Consider the following 14674-nt stretch of genomic DNA (forward strand, 5'->3'; position numbering starts at 1 on the left):
ATGGCACAGGAACAAGTACAGATCCAGACCCAGAAACAGCAGCAGGTGCAGCGGCTCTCGCAGCAGCAGATGCTGCAGGTGAAGCTGTTGGAAATGCCGCTGACGGAACTGGAGGAGTGTGTCAATGCCGAACTGGACGACAATCCCGCACTGGAACGAGGCGGTGAGGAGACAGACGATATTGATACCGGCGACGCAGCAGAGCAGACGGAGGATGACGACTTCGACACACAACAGGAACGGGAAGAACGGCAGGACGCACTCGACTCGGCGCTGGAGCGCATGAAGTCGGATGATGATATTCCCACCTACGACTCCCGCCAGCAGCGGAACAACGCCGACTACGAGGAGATTGTCTACGGAGACACGACTTCCTTCATCGACAAGCTCAACGAACAGGTGGGCGAGAGAGAACTTACCGGCCGGCAGAGGGAGATCCTGGAATATCTTATCGGCAGTCTGGACAATGACGGACTCCTGCGGAAGGACCTCGGCAGCATCAGCGACGAGCTGGCTATCTACCATGGCATAGACGCTGCCGTCGGCGAACTGGAGGAGGTCCTGAAGATATTGCAGGACTTCGACCCCCCCGGCATCGGAGCCAGGACACTGCAGGAATGCCTGCTGCTGCAGGTGGACCGGAAAGCGGAAAACGGCGAGTGGGATCGTGACGGGCAGCTGTACCGCTGCATCCGCACCATCCTCTCCGACTATTTCGACGCTTTTACAAAGAAACACTGGGACAAGATACAGTCGGCACTCCTGCTGTCTGACCGTCAGGTTGAGACGCTTCAGCGAGAGATCCGCAAGCTGAACCCGAAGCCGGGTGCCTCCATGGGCGAGACGCAGGGCCGGAATCTCCAGCAGATCACCCCCGACTTCATCATCGACACCGAGGATGACGGGACGATCACCTTCAGCCTCAATCACGGCAATCTGCCCGAACTGCACGTCTCCACGGCATTCAGCGAGATGCTGGCAGCCTACCGGGATAACAAGGCGGGCATGAACCGGCAGGAGAAGGAGGCTTTGCTCTATGCCAAAGAGAAGGTCGACAAGGCACAGGGGTTCATCGAGGCGGTGAAGCAGAGACGGCATACGCTGCAGGTGACGATGAAAACTATCATCGATATACAGCGCAGGTTTTTCCAGGACGGCGATGAAGCTGACCTCAAGCCGATGATTCTCAAGGACATCGCCGACCGGACCGGACTGGACATATCGACTATCTCGCGGGTGAGCAACATCAAGTATGCGCAGACAAGATGGGGCATCTTCCCGCTCCGCTTCTTCTTCTCGGACAGCTATACGACGGAAGACGGCGAGGAGATGTCTACCCGGAAAATCAAGGTCGCACTCAAGGAAGTAATCGGGCAGGAGGACAAACGCCGGCCGCTCAGCGATGACGCACTTGCCAAGGTCATGAAAGAAAAGGGGTTCCCGATAGCCCGCCGCACGGTCGCCAAGTACCGGGAACAGCTCGGACTGCCTGTCGCAAGACTGCGAAAGGAATGACGGGTCGTGGATGGTGGCTCGTGGGTGGTGAGTGCTGATGCTTACCTGTTCATCGCTTATCATCGTCCCGCCTATCATCGCCCATCATCGCCTATCCCCGCTTATCATCGCCCATCCTCTCCCACCCTAAAAGAATGAAGGAAAAGAACATCATATTGACAGCAAGAATCGTGAGCATGGTGCTCACGCCTTTCTATCTGCCCGTCGTGGGCATACTGGCTATCTTCATATTCAGTTATCTCAGTATGTTCCCATGGCAGGCCAAGCTGGCATACGTCCTGATGGTCTATGCCTTCACGGTACTCATCCCTACCTTGCTCATCCACCTCTACCGGCAGTATCATGGCTGGACGCTCATTCAGCTGGGGCAGCGGGAGCGGAGAATGGTCCCTTATGCCATCTCCATCATCTGTTATTTCACGTGTTTCTACATCATGAACCTGCTGCATCTGCCGCACATGCTGACATCGATACTTATGGCGGCACTGGTGATACAGATTCTCTGTGCCGTCATCAACGTGTGGTGGAAAATCTCTACCCATACGGCAGCCATCGGCGGAGTGACCGGCTCGCTGATAGCCTTCTCTCTGCTGCTCAGCTTTGATCCGATGTGGTGGCTCTGTCTTACCCTCGTCGTCTCCGGCATGGTAGGCAGCAGCAGGATGATTCTCAGGCAGCATTCATTGGAACAGGTCACATCGGGATTCTTCCTGGGACTGGTCTGCTCATTCCTTACCGTCATCATCGTGTAAGCCTATTCATTTAAAACAATACAGAACATGAAGCCATTAGTAAGCATTATCATGGGTTCGACAAGCGACTTGCCCGTCATGGAAAAAGCTTGTAAGTGGTTGGAGCAGCAGGAGATTCCCTTTGAGGTGAATGCCCTCTCTGCCCATCGCACACCCGATGCCGTCGAAACCTTCGCCAAGGAAGCCAAAGGGCGGGGCATAAAGGTAATCATCGCAGGTGCCGGCATGGCGGCGGCACTGCCCGGTGTCATCGCTGCCTCAACTCCGCTTCCGGTCATCGGCGTGCCGATTAAGGGAATGCTCGACGGTCTCGATGCCATGCTGTCCATCATCCAGATGCCACCGGGCATACCGGTTGCCACCGTGGGTGTCAACGGTGCCCAGAATGCCGCCATTCTTGCCGCAGAGATGATGGCGATCGGCGATGAGGCCATTGCCTGTAAAGTGGATGCCTGGAAGGCTTCTCTGGGAGAGAAGATTGAGAAGGCCAACAGGGAACTGGCCGAGCTGAAGGATTACAGGTTCAAGTGCTGAAGGGCCTTAGGCCTGGGCCAGCCCCAGCCCAGCCTCACCCCCGGTCCGGCCTCACCCCCGGCCCCTCTCCGAATGGATAGGGGAGTAATCACCGACGAAGGGTCTTGTCAGGGGATGGCTTGAGTAGACTCATCACCGCCTATCACCGCTTATCACCATTTATCATCGCCTACCACTCACCACCTATTATCGCCTACCGCATCGCCTATCATCGCCCATCACAACTTATCATCATCCATGATCGATTTATTCAACTTTGAAAGAAGGAAAACCTCAGTCACCCATGTCGGCACACTCGACATCGGTGGAGAGAACCCAGTACGCATACAGTCAATGACCACCACCTCCACGGACGATACCGAAGGGAGCGTGGCACAGGCAGAGCGCATCATTGATGCAGGAGGAGAACTCGTGCGCCTCACCACGCAAGGAAAGCGAGAGGCAGAGAATCTCAAGAACATCAATGCGCAGCTGCGGGCCGACGGCTACATGACACCTCTCTGTGCCGATGTCCACTTCAATGCGAATGTAGCGGACGTGGCAGCTCTCTATGCGGAGAAAGTCCGCATCAATCCCGGCAACTATGTGGATCCGGCACGGACGTTCAAGAAACTGGAGTACACCGATGAGGAATATGCCCGGGAACTGCAGAAGATTGAGGATCGGCTTGTTCCGTTCATCAATATCTGCAAGGAGAACCACACCGCCGTACGCATCGGCGTAAACCATGGCAGCCTGTCCGACCGCATCCGCAACCGCTATGGAGACACACCGGCAGGCATCGTGGAGAGCTGCATGGAGTTCCTGCGTATCTTCCGCAGGCATGATTTCCATGATATTGTCATCTCCATCAAGTCATCCAACACCGTTGTCATGGTCCGATCGGTGCGTCTCCTCGTGGCCGAAATGGACAAAGAGGATATGCACTATCCGCTCCATCTCGGTGTCACGGAGGCCGGCGAGGGTGAAGACGGCCGTATCAAAAGCGCCGTGGGCATCGGTGCGCTGCTTGCCGACGGCATCGGCGATACTATCCGTGTGTCGCTGAGTGAAGAGCCGGAGTGCGAGATTCCTGTAGCGAGGTATCTCGCATGGTATATCCGTCGTCACGAGAAGCATCTTCTCATCCCCGGCGAACGGTATTCCGGCTTTGATTATCTCCATCCTGAACGCCGCGAAACGGTGGCGGCAGGCAATATCGGTGGCGGCAACGTGCCTGTTGTCATTGCCACCCGAAAGGCCGGACAGGCTGCTGTTGATGTCTCTTCGCCTGAACTGCCGAAGCCGGACTATATCTATGTACAGGGAAGACTACCTGAAAACAAGGTGAAGAACCAGAAGTACATCCTTGATTACGATGCCTATATGGAGCTTGCCCATGGTGGCAGGCAGTCCCTTGAGAATGTTTACCCCATCTTCCCTGTCACAGGAATGCCCTTCATCAGTGCGATAGATACGGAAGTTAAGTTCCTTGTCCTGAAGTTCGGAACACCTTCCGAAGAATTCCTTGCCTGCCTGAAGGCCCACCCTGAAGTGGTGGTCGTCTGCATGACAAGCCATCAGAACCGTCTCGGCGACCAGCGGGCACTGGCGCACCAGCTGATGATTGCGGGCGTGAAGAACCCCATTGTCTTCGCACAGATGTACCGGCATTCCACACCAGCAGCAGAGGAAGAACCCCTCGCCAGCCAATCTACAGCCCCCATCACTCCGAAGGAACAGTTCCAGCTGGAGGCGGCAGCCGACATGGGAGCACTGATGATGGACGGACTGACCGATGGTGTCTGGCTTATGAACGACGGAAATCTGTCACAGGACGACATCGAGCAGACCGCCTTCGCCATCCTCCAGGCAGGCCGGCTGCGCATGGTGAAGACCGAATACATTTCCTGCCCGGGCTGCGGGCGGACCCTCTACGACCTCCGTACCACCATCGCCCGCATCAAGGAAGCTACCAAGGGCATGACGGGACTGAAGGTAGGTATCATGGGGTGTATTGTGAACGGACCGGGCGAGATGGCTGATGCCGACTATGGATACGTGGGTGCGGGTCCGAAGAAAGTCAGTCTATACCGCCGGCAGGTATGTGTTGAACATAACATCCCGGAAGAAGAAGCCGTGGACCATCTGCTGGCTCTGATCAAGGCAGACCGGGAGAAGTAGCCTCCGTGAATCCTGCCGCAACCGCACTGTCAGGATGGCCGGATGAAACAGAATGGAGGAAAGGGCTTATGGAGCAGGCTGTCTTCATAAGCCCTGATTCGTTTACAGGCCGGCCCTGGCATTTCCCGGAATCCGTTTGTATCCCTTATTGTCGCTGTCCGTTAGAACTTGAATGTCATGGATTTCCATGTGTAACTTTCTTTCAACCGGCAATCTCTCATTGCCTTTGGGAAAGCCGGTGCGCCCCATCAAATTACCATCTATATGATAGTGACAAGGAGCAGACATAGCCACCTTCTGCCGATGTGTTGATGCCCGACACACATTGTGCTGGCCGTGAACACCAGACGTGTCGAGGGACAACTCTCTTGCGATATGCCGCCGGGAAGAAAGCGGGTTGCGGCAGGCTGCAGTGTCAATGCTCCCCATCGCATCTATTCCCGGTCTATCCCGGCAAGGGCGACGACCGGACTGTCTGCCGAAACATAAAGGCTTCCTCCCCGCAACGGACAGACCGTCCCTGCCCTTTCCATCACGCCATGGGCAACCCGTCAACCGACGAATCGGCGGAGTCCTGGGACAAAAGTGCGGGAGACAGGGACGGTGTCATCACAGCCGGAGAGACGCAGCTGGTAACCGTTGGAATTGCCTTTAGCAGAGCTGATGTTGTTGATGTTCACAAGAAACGAACGGTGGCACTGGAAGATGTTGTCGTAAGGCAAGGCGGCTTTCAAGGCTACCAGTGTTGACCGGAGTTCGGTTTTCACCGTTTTGCCTTCATTCCGGTAACACACACAGACATTGTTTTTTCGCGATTCGATATACAGCAGGTCGTTGATGGGCAGGGTGAGGTCGGCTCCCCGAAGATTCTGGTCGTGCAGCGTGATGACAATGCCCGCCTGCTCATCGGTGGTCTTCCGTATCAGCTCTTCCAGTCTGCCGTTCAGCATCCGGTTGTAGTTTATCAGCGTAAAAATGCCCGTGACGATCACCCAGACAAGGAAAGTCCAGTAAAAGAAGACCCAGAACAGTCTTCCCGTCAACGGGATATGGAAAAAGAAGGCGGCATAGACCGTCATGGAGACTGCCATGGCCAGTTCAATGCCGATACTGTACAGAATCTGATGTCCGTTGGTCACCGCGATTTTCCTGTACGACAGCGTCTTGAAGAAAAGGACTGAACCCAGCCACAGGACACAGGCGGTCAGTACGCCGAAGCCCAGGCACATCAGGAAAATACTGCCCCGGTACTGGCTGATCCCGAACGGCTGCAGAAGATAGAGAAACAGGAAAATGCCACCTCCTGACGCAACACTCGTGCGCCAGGAGGTGGCATTTCCCTGCAATGTACATCTGCTGCGGAGGAAAGATGACAGTCTGCTCATGATTTTTCTTAAAGGGTTGTTGTCTGCCTGCAAAGTTACGCTTTTTCTCCCTTTCCTGCAAGTCTCATGCCCGGATAAGACCAATGGCCTGACAGTCCTGGCGTTCCCTGCCGTTTATGTCTGGAAACCTCCGGAATCCTTCATGGGCGGCCTACGGAACAGTTCTACAGGCTTTTCCCCTTTCGACAGCAGACAGCAGATTATTCATAAAGGAAACATTATATTGCTTTATAATTTGCTTATTTCTTTAAAATTCCATACCTTTATGCCCTCAAAACAAAACTTTTAATTGATCTTCATTATGAAAAAGTCTATTCTATTTTCGCTGGCATCGCTCATTGCCTTCGGCGGTGTGCTGCATTCCTGCAAGCCCAAGAAGACCGGGCAGATTGCAGTCGACGACGATGCAGCCAAGCAGGTCTACGTTGCTCCCGGGCACTATGACGAGTACTACGACTTCGTGTCGGGAGGCTTCAGCGGACAGGTGGCTGTCTATGGCATCCCGTCCGGCCGCCTGCTCAAGGTAATCCCCGTCTTTTCACAGAACGGTGAAAACGGCTATGGCTATGACGAGAACACCAAGCCCATGCTGAACACATCCTTCGGATTCGTGCCATGGGACGACTCGCACCATACACAGCTTTCCGAGACCGATGCCATGTACGACGGCCGCTGGCTGTTCATCAATGCCAACAACACGCCGCGTATTGCACGCATCGACCTCAAGAGCTTCCGTACAGCAGAAATCATCGAACTGCCGAATACGAGCGGCAACCATGCTTCGCCGTTCATCACCTGCAACACAGAGTACATCGTGGCAGGTACCCGCTTCAGCGTCCCGGCCGATTACGAGAACGGTGACGTGCCCATCAAGGACTACAAGGAGAAGTTCCGCGGACACATTTCTTATATAAAGGTAGACAAGAACACCGGCGGTCTCAGCCTGGACTTCCAGCTGGCTCTGCCGCCGTTCAACTACGACCTGAGCCACAGCGGCAAGAATGCCTCTGCCGACTGGTCGTTCTTCACCTGCTACAACACCGAGGAGGCCCACTCCCTTCTGGAGGTCAACGCTTCTCACAACGACAAGGACTACATCCTCGCCATCAACTGGAAGAAGGCTGCGGAACACGCAGCAAAGGGCGACTTCGACTGGAAGCCCTGTAAGTATGCGCACAACGTGATGCACGAAGACACCGAGCAGGCCACTTCCGAAATCCTGAACAAGGTGAAGGTGATTGATACCAGGAAATACAACGACTTCCTTTATCTCATCCCATGTCCGAAGTCTCCGCATGGCGTGGACGTGGACCCGTCCGGCGAGTACATCGTAGGTAACGGCAAGCTGAGTGCCAACCTGCCTGTATTCAGCTTCACGAAGATACAGGATGCCATCAAGAACCACCAGTTCGACGGCAAGGTCGACGGCATCAACGTCATCAAGTATGAATCTGCCCTGCACGGTGAAGTACAGTCGCCGGGGCTGGGATCACTCCATACCGAGTTCGATGCTGACGGAAACGCCTATACCAGCTTCTTCATCTCTTCGGAGATTGTGAAATGGAGACTGAAAGACTGCCAGATAGAAGACCGCATCCCTACTTATTACTCCATCGGCCATCTGTCCGTACTGGGTGCCGACACCAAGAAGCCCTACGGAAAGTACATGGTAGCCTACAACAAGATTACGAAGGACTGCTTCCTGCCGACGGGTCCGGAGCTTTGCCAGGCAGCACAGCTCTATGACATCAGCGGAAAGAAAATGCGTCTGATCCTGGAATTCCCGACCATCGGCGAACCCCACTATGCCAGTGCCATCGCAGCAGATATGCTGAAACCGAACATGATGTACTTCACCCGCCTGGCCGACAACCACAATCCTTACAAGATAAGCACTGCCCAGCAGGCACGTGTGGAGCGTCACGACAACCGCGTGGACATCTACATGGCAGCCATCCGCTCACGCCTCGTTCCCGACAACATCGAGGGCATCAGGCTGGGTGACGAGGTTTATTTCCACGTGACGAACATCGAGCAGGAGTGGGACATACCGCACGGCTTCACCGTAAAGGGCAACAACAATGCCGAGATTCTCGTCATGCCGGGTGAGACCTGCACGCTGAAATGGATTCCGAACAGGGTAGGCATCCTTCCGTTCTACTGTACCGACTTCTGCAGTGCGCTCCATCAGGAAATGCAGGGATATGCCCGCGTCTCTCCGAAGGGCAGCAACACACCGCTGAGCTTCACCATCGACGACAAGCTGCCGTCACAGTTCGCTGCCACGAAACCGACGACCCAGTCGGCTGCAGCTCCTACGACGCACAAGAGAAAATAATCACTGAAAACAAGTCAGAATCCAATGACCTGCCCTCATCGCCTGTACAAGGACAGAATGTCCAGCAGGCATGAGCGACAGGTGCTTAAATCTGTAAAGAACATGAAATTGAGTTTTTCCGGTAAGATAACAAAATCGAGCATGATACTGCTCATCGTTGCAGCACTGTTCACGGCAGTGAGTGCTTTCACTTCGGTATGGCGCATCGACCTGTCGGCCCCACAGTACCCGGAGGGCATGGTGCTTTATATTGGAGGCACGGAGGGTGTCTCCGGAGGTGATGATGGAAACGACCTCTACAAGATCAACGAACTGAACCACTACGTAGGCATGGCACAGATCCACCCGGGCGACTTCTGGGAATTCACGGTACTGCCGATCCTGCTCTGCGCCTTTGCCGTCTTGTTCCTGGTCGCAGCGATTATGAAGAGCAAGAAGCTGAGCATCGCATCGCTGATTTCCTTCGGTATCTTCGGCATCCTCGGCTTCGTCGATTTCTACCACTGGACGTATGTCTACGGCCATAATCTGTCGCCCGATGCTCCTATCAAGGTGCCGGGGATGGCTTATCAGCCGCCTATCATCGGCGAGAAGCAGCTACTGAACTTCGACGCACTGTCCCAGCCGGACCTCGGAGGCTATCTCCTGGTTGCTGCAGGACTTCTCCTTGCCTTCGTAGTAATCAAGGAGATGGGTGTCTTCGGAAACAAGAAGAACTGAAAATATCCGATAAATGAAAAAGACTATCACCACTCATCTGACGGGTGTAGCAGTGTCAGCCGCAGTGCTGATGCTGACGCTCGTCTCTCTGGTGGCCTGTACGCATGACAACAGGCCCCAGCCCATCAGTCTCGGGAAAGAAGACTGCGCCGGCTGTGGAATGACCATAGAAGTTCCCAGGTTCGCCTGTGAATTCATCACGGACAAAGGCAAGTGCTTCAAGTTCGACGACCTGTCCTGCCTGTTCCATTACATGAATGCCAAGAACCTCTCGGACAGCACAGTCGAAAAAATTTACGTGGCCGACTATGAGCATCCTGACTCGCTGATAGACATCAAGCAGGCAGGACTTGTTCTCGGACAGGACATCAAGAGTCCTATGAATGGCGGCGTGGCAGCCTTTCGCAATCGCGCTCATGCCCAGAAGTTCGCCGTCAAGACCCGTTCTATTCTCCTTGATTCATGGGAAAGATTAAAGATACAGCACGCAGAACATTAACATTTTCCGTATGCCTTGCCCTATCAGTGTCTTCATTGTCTGCACGGACAATCGAGGTCGGAAAAGGCAAGGCATTCGTCTCCATAAGTAAGGCTCTGCGCACGGCAAAGCCTCATGACGTGATTCTTGTCTATGGGAATAAGGTCTATAAAGAACACCTGCTCATCGACAAGCCTGTCCTGCTCAGAGGGACGGGACACCCCGTCGTGGACGGTGGACAGCGGGGCAACGTGGTCAGCATCAAGGCAGACAATGCCGTCGTGGAAGGCTTTCAGATACAGAACTCCGGCCGTTCCTCACAGATAGACTACAGCGGCCTGCATGCCGAAAACGTGCAGAACGTCACGGTACGCAACTGCGTGTTCCGCGCCAACCAGTTCAGCGTGATGTTCCAGAACTGCAGGCACTGCACGGTTGCAGGCAACGACATCTCCAGCAACATCACGCTCAACCCCATCATGGGAAATGCCGTACACTGCTGGAAATGCGACCATATGCACATCACGGGCAACAAGATCGGGTACAACCGGGACGGCATCTACCTGGAGTTCGTCAACAGTTCGCACATCGACCGCAATACGGTCAACGGCTGTGAACGCTACGGACTGCATTTCATGTTCTCCCATTTCAACGTCTACAGTTCCAATCATTTCAGCCACAACCAGGCAGGAGTGGCGGTGATGTTCGCCCACAACGTGACAATGCTCAACAACATCTTCGAGTTCAACCGGGGCACATCCTCCTACGGACTGCTCATCAAAGAGCTGCAATACAGCACCATCAAAGGAAACCGTTTCCGCAACAACACGGTGGGACTGCTGGTAGACGGCGGCTCCGACCTGCTGGTACATCACAATGAAATCAAGGCCAACGGATGGGGAATGCGGCTGATTTCGGCCAGCACCAATGACACCATCACCTGCAACAACTTCCTCGGGAACACCTTTGACATGACCACCAACGTGAGTTACAACCGCAATACGGTCAACGGAAACTACTGGGACAAATACGAGGGTTACGACCTTGACAAGAACGGTTACGGCGACGTTCCTTTCCATCCGCTCAGCCTTTTCTCCATGCTGGCCGAACAGAACGAGAACGTCCTGTTCTTCTTCCACAGCTTCCTGATGAACCTGCTGGATGCCACAGAGAAGGTACTTCCATCCGTGACCCCAGACAATTATGTCGATGAATATCCCCACATGAAATCTTACAAGATATGATTACCATCAAGAACCTCAATAAGTTTTACGGCAGACAGCATGTGCTGCACGACATCAATCTGCAGCTGGAACAGGGACAGTGCATCGGCTTCGTGGGACCGAACGGATGCGGCAAGACGACACTGATGAAATGTATCCTCGGACTGGCAACGCCGCAGTCAGGTGAGGTGCTGGTTGACGGCATGAACGTACAGGAGAATCCCTCATACCGCCGGCACATCGGCTTCATGCCGCAGAACAGTTGCTTCCCGGAGAACATGAGCGTAGGCGAGACATTCAGGACCATCCGTGACGTACGCAAGGACAGCGACAATCTCGACAAGGAACTCTATGATGCCTTTGAGATTGAAGCCATTGCCGGCAAAAAGACGAAAACCCTGTCCGGAGGGACAAGCCAGAAGGTAAACGCCGCTCTGGCATTCCTTTTCAATCCGGACATCCTCATCCTCGACGAGCCTACGGCAAGCCTGGACCCCATCGCCGCCAGCATTCTGAAAGACAAGATTGTCAGGGAGAAGAACAAGCTGGTGTTCATCACCTCCCACATTCTCAGCGAGCTGGAGGGCATCGCCACGCACATCATCTTCATGGAGGAGGGGCACATCCTGTTCTTCAAACCAGTAGAACAGCTCCTGCGTGAGACCTGCCAGGACAACGTGTCACAGGCTGTCATGTATTATTTAAAGAAGAGCGGTAAACACCAATAAAACTATGGGAAAGATAACAAAGATCATCTTCATGGACAACGTCAAAAGCAGGGTCGTTGTCTTTTATTTTGTCCTGCTGGCCCTGCTGTCATGGACCTCTCTGCTGCTGCAGGACAACGAGTCGAAAGGCGCACTGACAATACTCAATATCATCCTGTTCGTCACGCCGCTCATGTCCCTGCTCTATACGGTGACGTATCTGTACGACGCACACGATTTCCTCGTACTGCTGCTGAGTCAGCCCGTCGAGCGGCGGCGCATCTGGCAAAGCCTCTATACGGGAGTCTCTTCCAGCCTGCTCATCGCCTTCCTGCTGGGGGCGGGCATCCCCATGCTGCTCTATACGGACTGGGGAACAGGACTGGTGCTGCTGCTCATGGGATGTGTCACCACGCAGATATTCGTCTCCCTGGCTTTCCTGGCGACCATGCTCGCCAGCGACAAGACACGCGGCACGGGTATCTCCATTCTCATCTGGCTGCTCTTCACAATGATCTACGATGCTGTCCTGCTCTATGCCCTGTTCCTGCTAAGCGATTGGCCTGTAGAGACACCGCTGCTGGCTCTGCTCATGCTCAATCCACTCGACCTGACCCGCTTCCAGGTCATCCTCAAGATGGATGTATCGGCCATGATGGGATATGGCGGTGCCGCCTTCAAGGAGTTCCTCGGGGCTGCCGGTGGAATCGTCGTGTCCTCACTGCTGCTCCTGCTGTGGATCATCGTCCCCTACTTCCTTTCCCTGCGCATCTTCCGAAAGAAAGATTTATAAGAATGTAAGAAAAGAAAACACCATAACAAGATCCCGCCCTTCACACAATGTGCTGGGCGGGATTTTCCGTGCAAGCGTTGTTACATCATTACTTACCGGTCGAGCTTCCACGTGACACCGTCCTTGGTGTCCTTCACCTGGAAGCCGGCAGCGGAGAGGGCATCGCGGATCTGGTCGCTGACGGCCCAGTTCTTCTCGGCCTTCGCCTTGGCACGGAGGTCGAGCACCATATCGACAACCTTTCCATAAGCCTCCTCACGAGCATCATTGTCGGCACTGCGCTCGTTCTTCAGACCGAGGATGTCGAAGGCGAAGAGGTGCATCGCCTCCGTGAGTTCCTTGAGGTCATCGGCAGAAATCTGCGCTTTATGGTCGATGAGGATGTTCACAAGATGGCAGGCCTCGAAGAGTTCCGAGATGACGGCAGGCGTCATCAGGTCGTCGTTCATCGCCTCGTAGCACTTCTGCCGGAAGGCCGATACGAACTTGCCGGTATTTCCGTCGGAGGCTGCGGAGGCCTGGATACGGGCCAGGTCTTCAATGCCGTTCATCAGCCGTTCATAGCCCTTCTCGGCAGCCTGCAATGCCTCGTTGGAGAAGTCGACCGTCCCGCGGTAATGCGCCGAGAGGATGAAGAAGCGGATGGTCATGGGCGAATAGGGCTGCATGAGCGTCTCGTGCCTGCCGGTGAAGAACTGTTCAAGCGTGATGAAGTTGCCGAGCGACTTGCCCATCTTCTGTCCGTTGATGGTAATCATGTTGTTGTGCATCCAGTACTTCACCATCTGGTCGCCCTGGGAGGCCACGGCCTGTGCGATCTCGCACTCATGGTGCGGGAAGATGAGGTCCATTCCCCCGCCGTGGATATCGAAGTGTTCGCCCAGATACTTCCGTCCCATCGCCGTACACTCGCAGTGCCAGCCGGGGAATCCGTCGCTCCACGGTGAGGGCCAGCGCATGATGTGTTCCGGCATGGCACGCTTCCAGAGTGCGAAGTCGGCCTGGTTGTGTTTCTCACCTACTCCTGCCAGCTCGCGCGAGTTGTTGATCATGTCGGTGAGGTTGCGCCCGGAGAGGATGCCGTAGTGGTGGTCCTTGTCGTATTTCTCCACATCGAAGTAAATGCTGCCGTTGCTTTCGTAGGCATATCCGTTGGCAAGAATCTGCTTTACAAGCTCTTCCTGCTCGATGATGTGGCCTGTAGCGTGCGGCTCGATGCTCGGCGGAAGAACGTTCAGCGCACGCATCGCATCGTGGTAACGGTTGGTGTAATGCTGCGCGATTTCCATCGGTTCCAGCTGTTCGAGGCGTGCTTTCTTCTCTATTTTGTCATCGCCTTCGTCCGCATCATGCTCCAGATGGCCCACATCAGTGATGTTGCGCACGTAGCGCACCTTGTACCCGATGTGCCTCAGATAGCGGAAGAGAATGTCGAAGGTGATGGCAGGCCGGGCATGCCCGAGATGCGGATCACCGTAAACGGTAGGTCCGCAGACATACATGCCCACGTGGGGGGCTGCTATCGGCTGGAAGAGTTCCTTCTTCCGGTGCAGCGTATTGTAAATAACCAAGTCTTGCATAAGAGAGCTGTTTATAATCTTTATGTTGCAAAATTACAAAATTATTATCAGCCTTCATACAATTGTGCGGTCTTTTTGCTACCTTTGCCGCACGGCGGTCCTGCCCATGCAGGGAAGCAGCCGTTCGTTTTCAGAAACAATCAAAAACAAAATCTTATGATTATCACGACAACTCCGACCATTGAAGGTCATCCCATCCAAGCGTACAAAGGACTGGTAACAGGCGAGACCATTATCGGTGCAAACGTTTTCAAGGACTTCCTTGCCGGCATCCGCGACTTCATCGGCGGGCGCAGCGGTGCCTACGAGAAAGTGCTCCGTGAAGCCAAGGACACGTCACTTCAGGAGATGATGCAGCGGGCGGAAGAGCTGGGAGCCAACGCCATTGTCGGCATCGACCTCGATTATGAAACTGTCGGACAGGGCAGCTCGATGCTTATGGTGACGTGCTCCGGTACGGCGGTGAGAATTGAATAAAATGAACAG

At 54.5% G+C, this 14674-nt stretch carries 14 protein-coding genes; 12 read left to right on the forward strand and 2 right to left on the reverse strand.

The window, feature by feature from the left end; translation table 11 throughout:
• From rpoN to DYH27_RS00020, 5 genes are all read left to right on the forward strand, one after another.
• A complete protein-coding gene (gene rpoN, locus DYH27_RS00005) occupies positions 1-1515 on the forward strand; it encodes an RNA polymerase factor sigma-54 (RefSeq protein ID WP_025067036.1) in 1515 nt (504 codons plus the stop codon).
• Positions 1516-1521: 6 nt separating this feature from the next.
• Positions 1522-1653: a hypothetical protein gene (locus DYH27_RS13640; protein ID WP_262510576.1), complete on the forward strand. Its 132-nt coding sequence runs from the start codon at positions 1522-1524 to the stop codon at positions 1651-1653.
• Positions 1650-2267 carry a hypothetical protein gene (locus DYH27_RS00010; RefSeq protein WP_013670719.1) on the forward strand — a complete coding sequence of 206 codons (618 nt, stop codon included), beginning with the start codon at positions 1650-1652 and terminating at the stop codon, positions 2265-2267. The genes DYH27_RS13640 and DYH27_RS00010 overlap by 4 nt, the downstream gene beginning before the upstream one ends.
• A gap of 27 nt (positions 2268-2294) precedes the next feature.
• A complete protein-coding gene (purE, locus tag DYH27_RS00015) occupies positions 2295-2801 on the forward strand; it encodes a 5-(carboxyamino)imidazole ribonucleotide mutase (RefSeq protein WP_004354089.1) in 507 nt (168 codons plus the stop codon).
• A 237-nt stretch (positions 2802-3038) separates the two neighbouring features.
• On the forward strand, positions 3039-4964 hold the full coding sequence (locus tag DYH27_RS00020; protein WP_029216431.1) for a 4-hydroxy-3-methylbut-2-en-1-yl diphosphate synthase: 1926 nt from the start codon (positions 3039-3041) through the stop codon (positions 4962-4964).
• Between the two features lie 551 nt (positions 4965-5515).
• Here the strand turns inward: DYH27_RS00020 and DYH27_RS00030 are convergent.
• Positions 5516-6349: a LytTR family DNA-binding domain-containing protein gene (locus tag DYH27_RS00030; RefSeq protein ID WP_025067034.1), complete on the reverse strand. Its 834-nt coding sequence runs from the start codon at positions 6347-6349 to the stop codon at positions 5516-5518.
• A gap of 301 nt (positions 6350-6650) precedes the next feature.
• Here DYH27_RS00030 and nosZ point away from each other — a divergent pair, with 301 nt between their 5' ends.
• From nosZ to DYH27_RS00065, 6 genes are all read left to right on the forward strand, one after another.
• A complete protein-coding gene (gene nosZ, locus DYH27_RS00040; protein ID WP_025067032.1) occupies positions 6651-8687 on the forward strand; it encodes a Sec-dependent nitrous-oxide reductase in 2037 nt (678 codons plus the stop codon).
• Positions 8688-8789: 102 nt separating this feature from the next.
• Positions 8790-9407 (forward strand): hypothetical protein, encoded by a 618-nt coding sequence (locus DYH27_RS00045; RefSeq protein ID WP_231287497.1) that lies wholly within the window; start codon positions 8790-8792, stop codon positions 9405-9407.
• A 13-nt stretch (positions 9408-9420) separates the two neighbouring features.
• Positions 9421-9906, forward strand: coding sequence for a nitrous oxide reductase accessory protein NosL (locus DYH27_RS00050; RefSeq protein ID WP_025067030.1), 486 nt, complete (start codon positions 9421-9423; stop codon positions 9904-9906).
• A 35-nt stretch (positions 9907-9941) separates the two neighbouring features.
• Entirely contained in the window at positions 9942-11129 is a 1188-nt protein-coding gene (gene nosD / locus DYH27_RS00055; RefSeq protein ID WP_036860342.1) for a nitrous oxide reductase family maturation protein NosD, read from the forward strand.
• Positions 11126-11836: an ABC transporter ATP-binding protein gene (locus tag DYH27_RS00060; protein WP_004354126.1), complete on the forward strand. Its 711-nt coding sequence runs from the start codon at positions 11126-11128 to the stop codon at positions 11834-11836. The genes nosD and DYH27_RS00060 overlap by 4 nt, the downstream gene beginning before the upstream one ends.
• A 4-nt stretch (positions 11837-11840) precedes the next feature.
• Positions 11841-12608, forward strand: coding sequence for an ABC transporter permease subunit (locus DYH27_RS00065; protein WP_004353934.1), 768 nt, complete (start codon positions 11841-11843; stop codon positions 12606-12608).
• Between the two features lie 92 nt (positions 12609-12700).
• Here DYH27_RS00065 and cysS read toward each other — a convergent pair whose 3' ends face one another.
• Entirely contained in the window at positions 12701-14188 is a 1488-nt protein-coding gene (gene cysS, locus DYH27_RS00070) for a cysteine--tRNA ligase (protein WP_025067028.1), read from the reverse strand.
• A 156-nt stretch (positions 14189-14344) separates the two neighbouring features.
• Here cysS and DYH27_RS00075 point away from each other — a divergent pair, with 156 nt between their 5' ends.
• Complete coding sequence (locus tag DYH27_RS00075; protein WP_004354005.1) at positions 14345-14665, forward strand: heavy metal-binding domain-containing protein; 321 nt, start codon at positions 14345-14347, stop codon at positions 14663-14665.
• Positions 14666-14674: the final 9 nt, after the last annotated feature.

Origin of the sequence: Prevotella denticola (assembly GCF_900454835.1) — a bacterium.
Taxonomy (GTDB): domain Bacteria; phylum Bacteroidota; class Bacteroidia; order Bacteroidales; family Bacteroidaceae; genus Prevotella; species Prevotella denticola.

Bases quoted from the DNA above. Each gene is read 5' to 3' on its own strand.
- purE (WP_004354089.1), top strand. From the start codon at position 2,295: ATGAAGCCATTAGTAAGCATTATCATGGGTTCGACAAGCGACTTGCCC.
- DYH27_RS00045 (WP_231287497.1), top strand. From the start codon at position 8,790: ATGAAATTGAGTTTTTCCGGTAAGATAACAAAATCGAGCATGATACTG.
- cysS (WP_025067028.1), bottom strand. From the start codon at position 14,188: ATGCAAGACTTGGTTATTTACAATACGCTGCACCGGAAGAAGGAACTC.
- DYH27_RS00060 (WP_004354126.1), top strand. From the start codon at position 11,126: ATGATTACCATCAAGAACCTCAATAAGTTTTACGGCAGACAGCATGTG.
- DYH27_RS00065 (WP_004353934.1), top strand. From the start codon at position 11,841: ATGGGAAAGATAACAAAGATCATCTTCATGGACAACGTCAAAAGCAGG.
- DYH27_RS00030 (WP_025067034.1), bottom strand. From the start codon at position 6,349: ATGAGCAGACTGTCATCTTTCCTCCGCAGCAGATGTACATTGCAGGGA.
- rpoN (WP_025067036.1), top strand. From the start codon at position 1: ATGGCACAGGAACAAGTACAGATCCAGACCCAGAAACAGCAGCAGGTG.
- DYH27_RS00010 (WP_013670719.1), top strand. From the start codon at position 1,650: ATGAAGGAAAAGAACATCATATTGACAGCAAGAATCGTGAGCATGGTG.
- DYH27_RS00075 (WP_004354005.1), top strand. From the start codon at position 14,345: ATGATTATCACGACAACTCCGACCATTGAAGGTCATCCCATCCAAGCG.
- DYH27_RS00020 (WP_029216431.1), top strand. From the start codon at position 3,039: ATGATCGATTTATTCAACTTTGAAAGAAGGAAAACCTCAGTCACCCAT.
- DYH27_RS00050 (WP_025067030.1), top strand. From the start codon at position 9,421: ATGAAAAAGACTATCACCACTCATCTGACGGGTGTAGCAGTGTCAGCC.
- nosZ (WP_025067032.1), top strand. From the start codon at position 6,651: ATGAAAAAGTCTATTCTATTTTCGCTGGCATCGCTCATTGCCTTCGGC.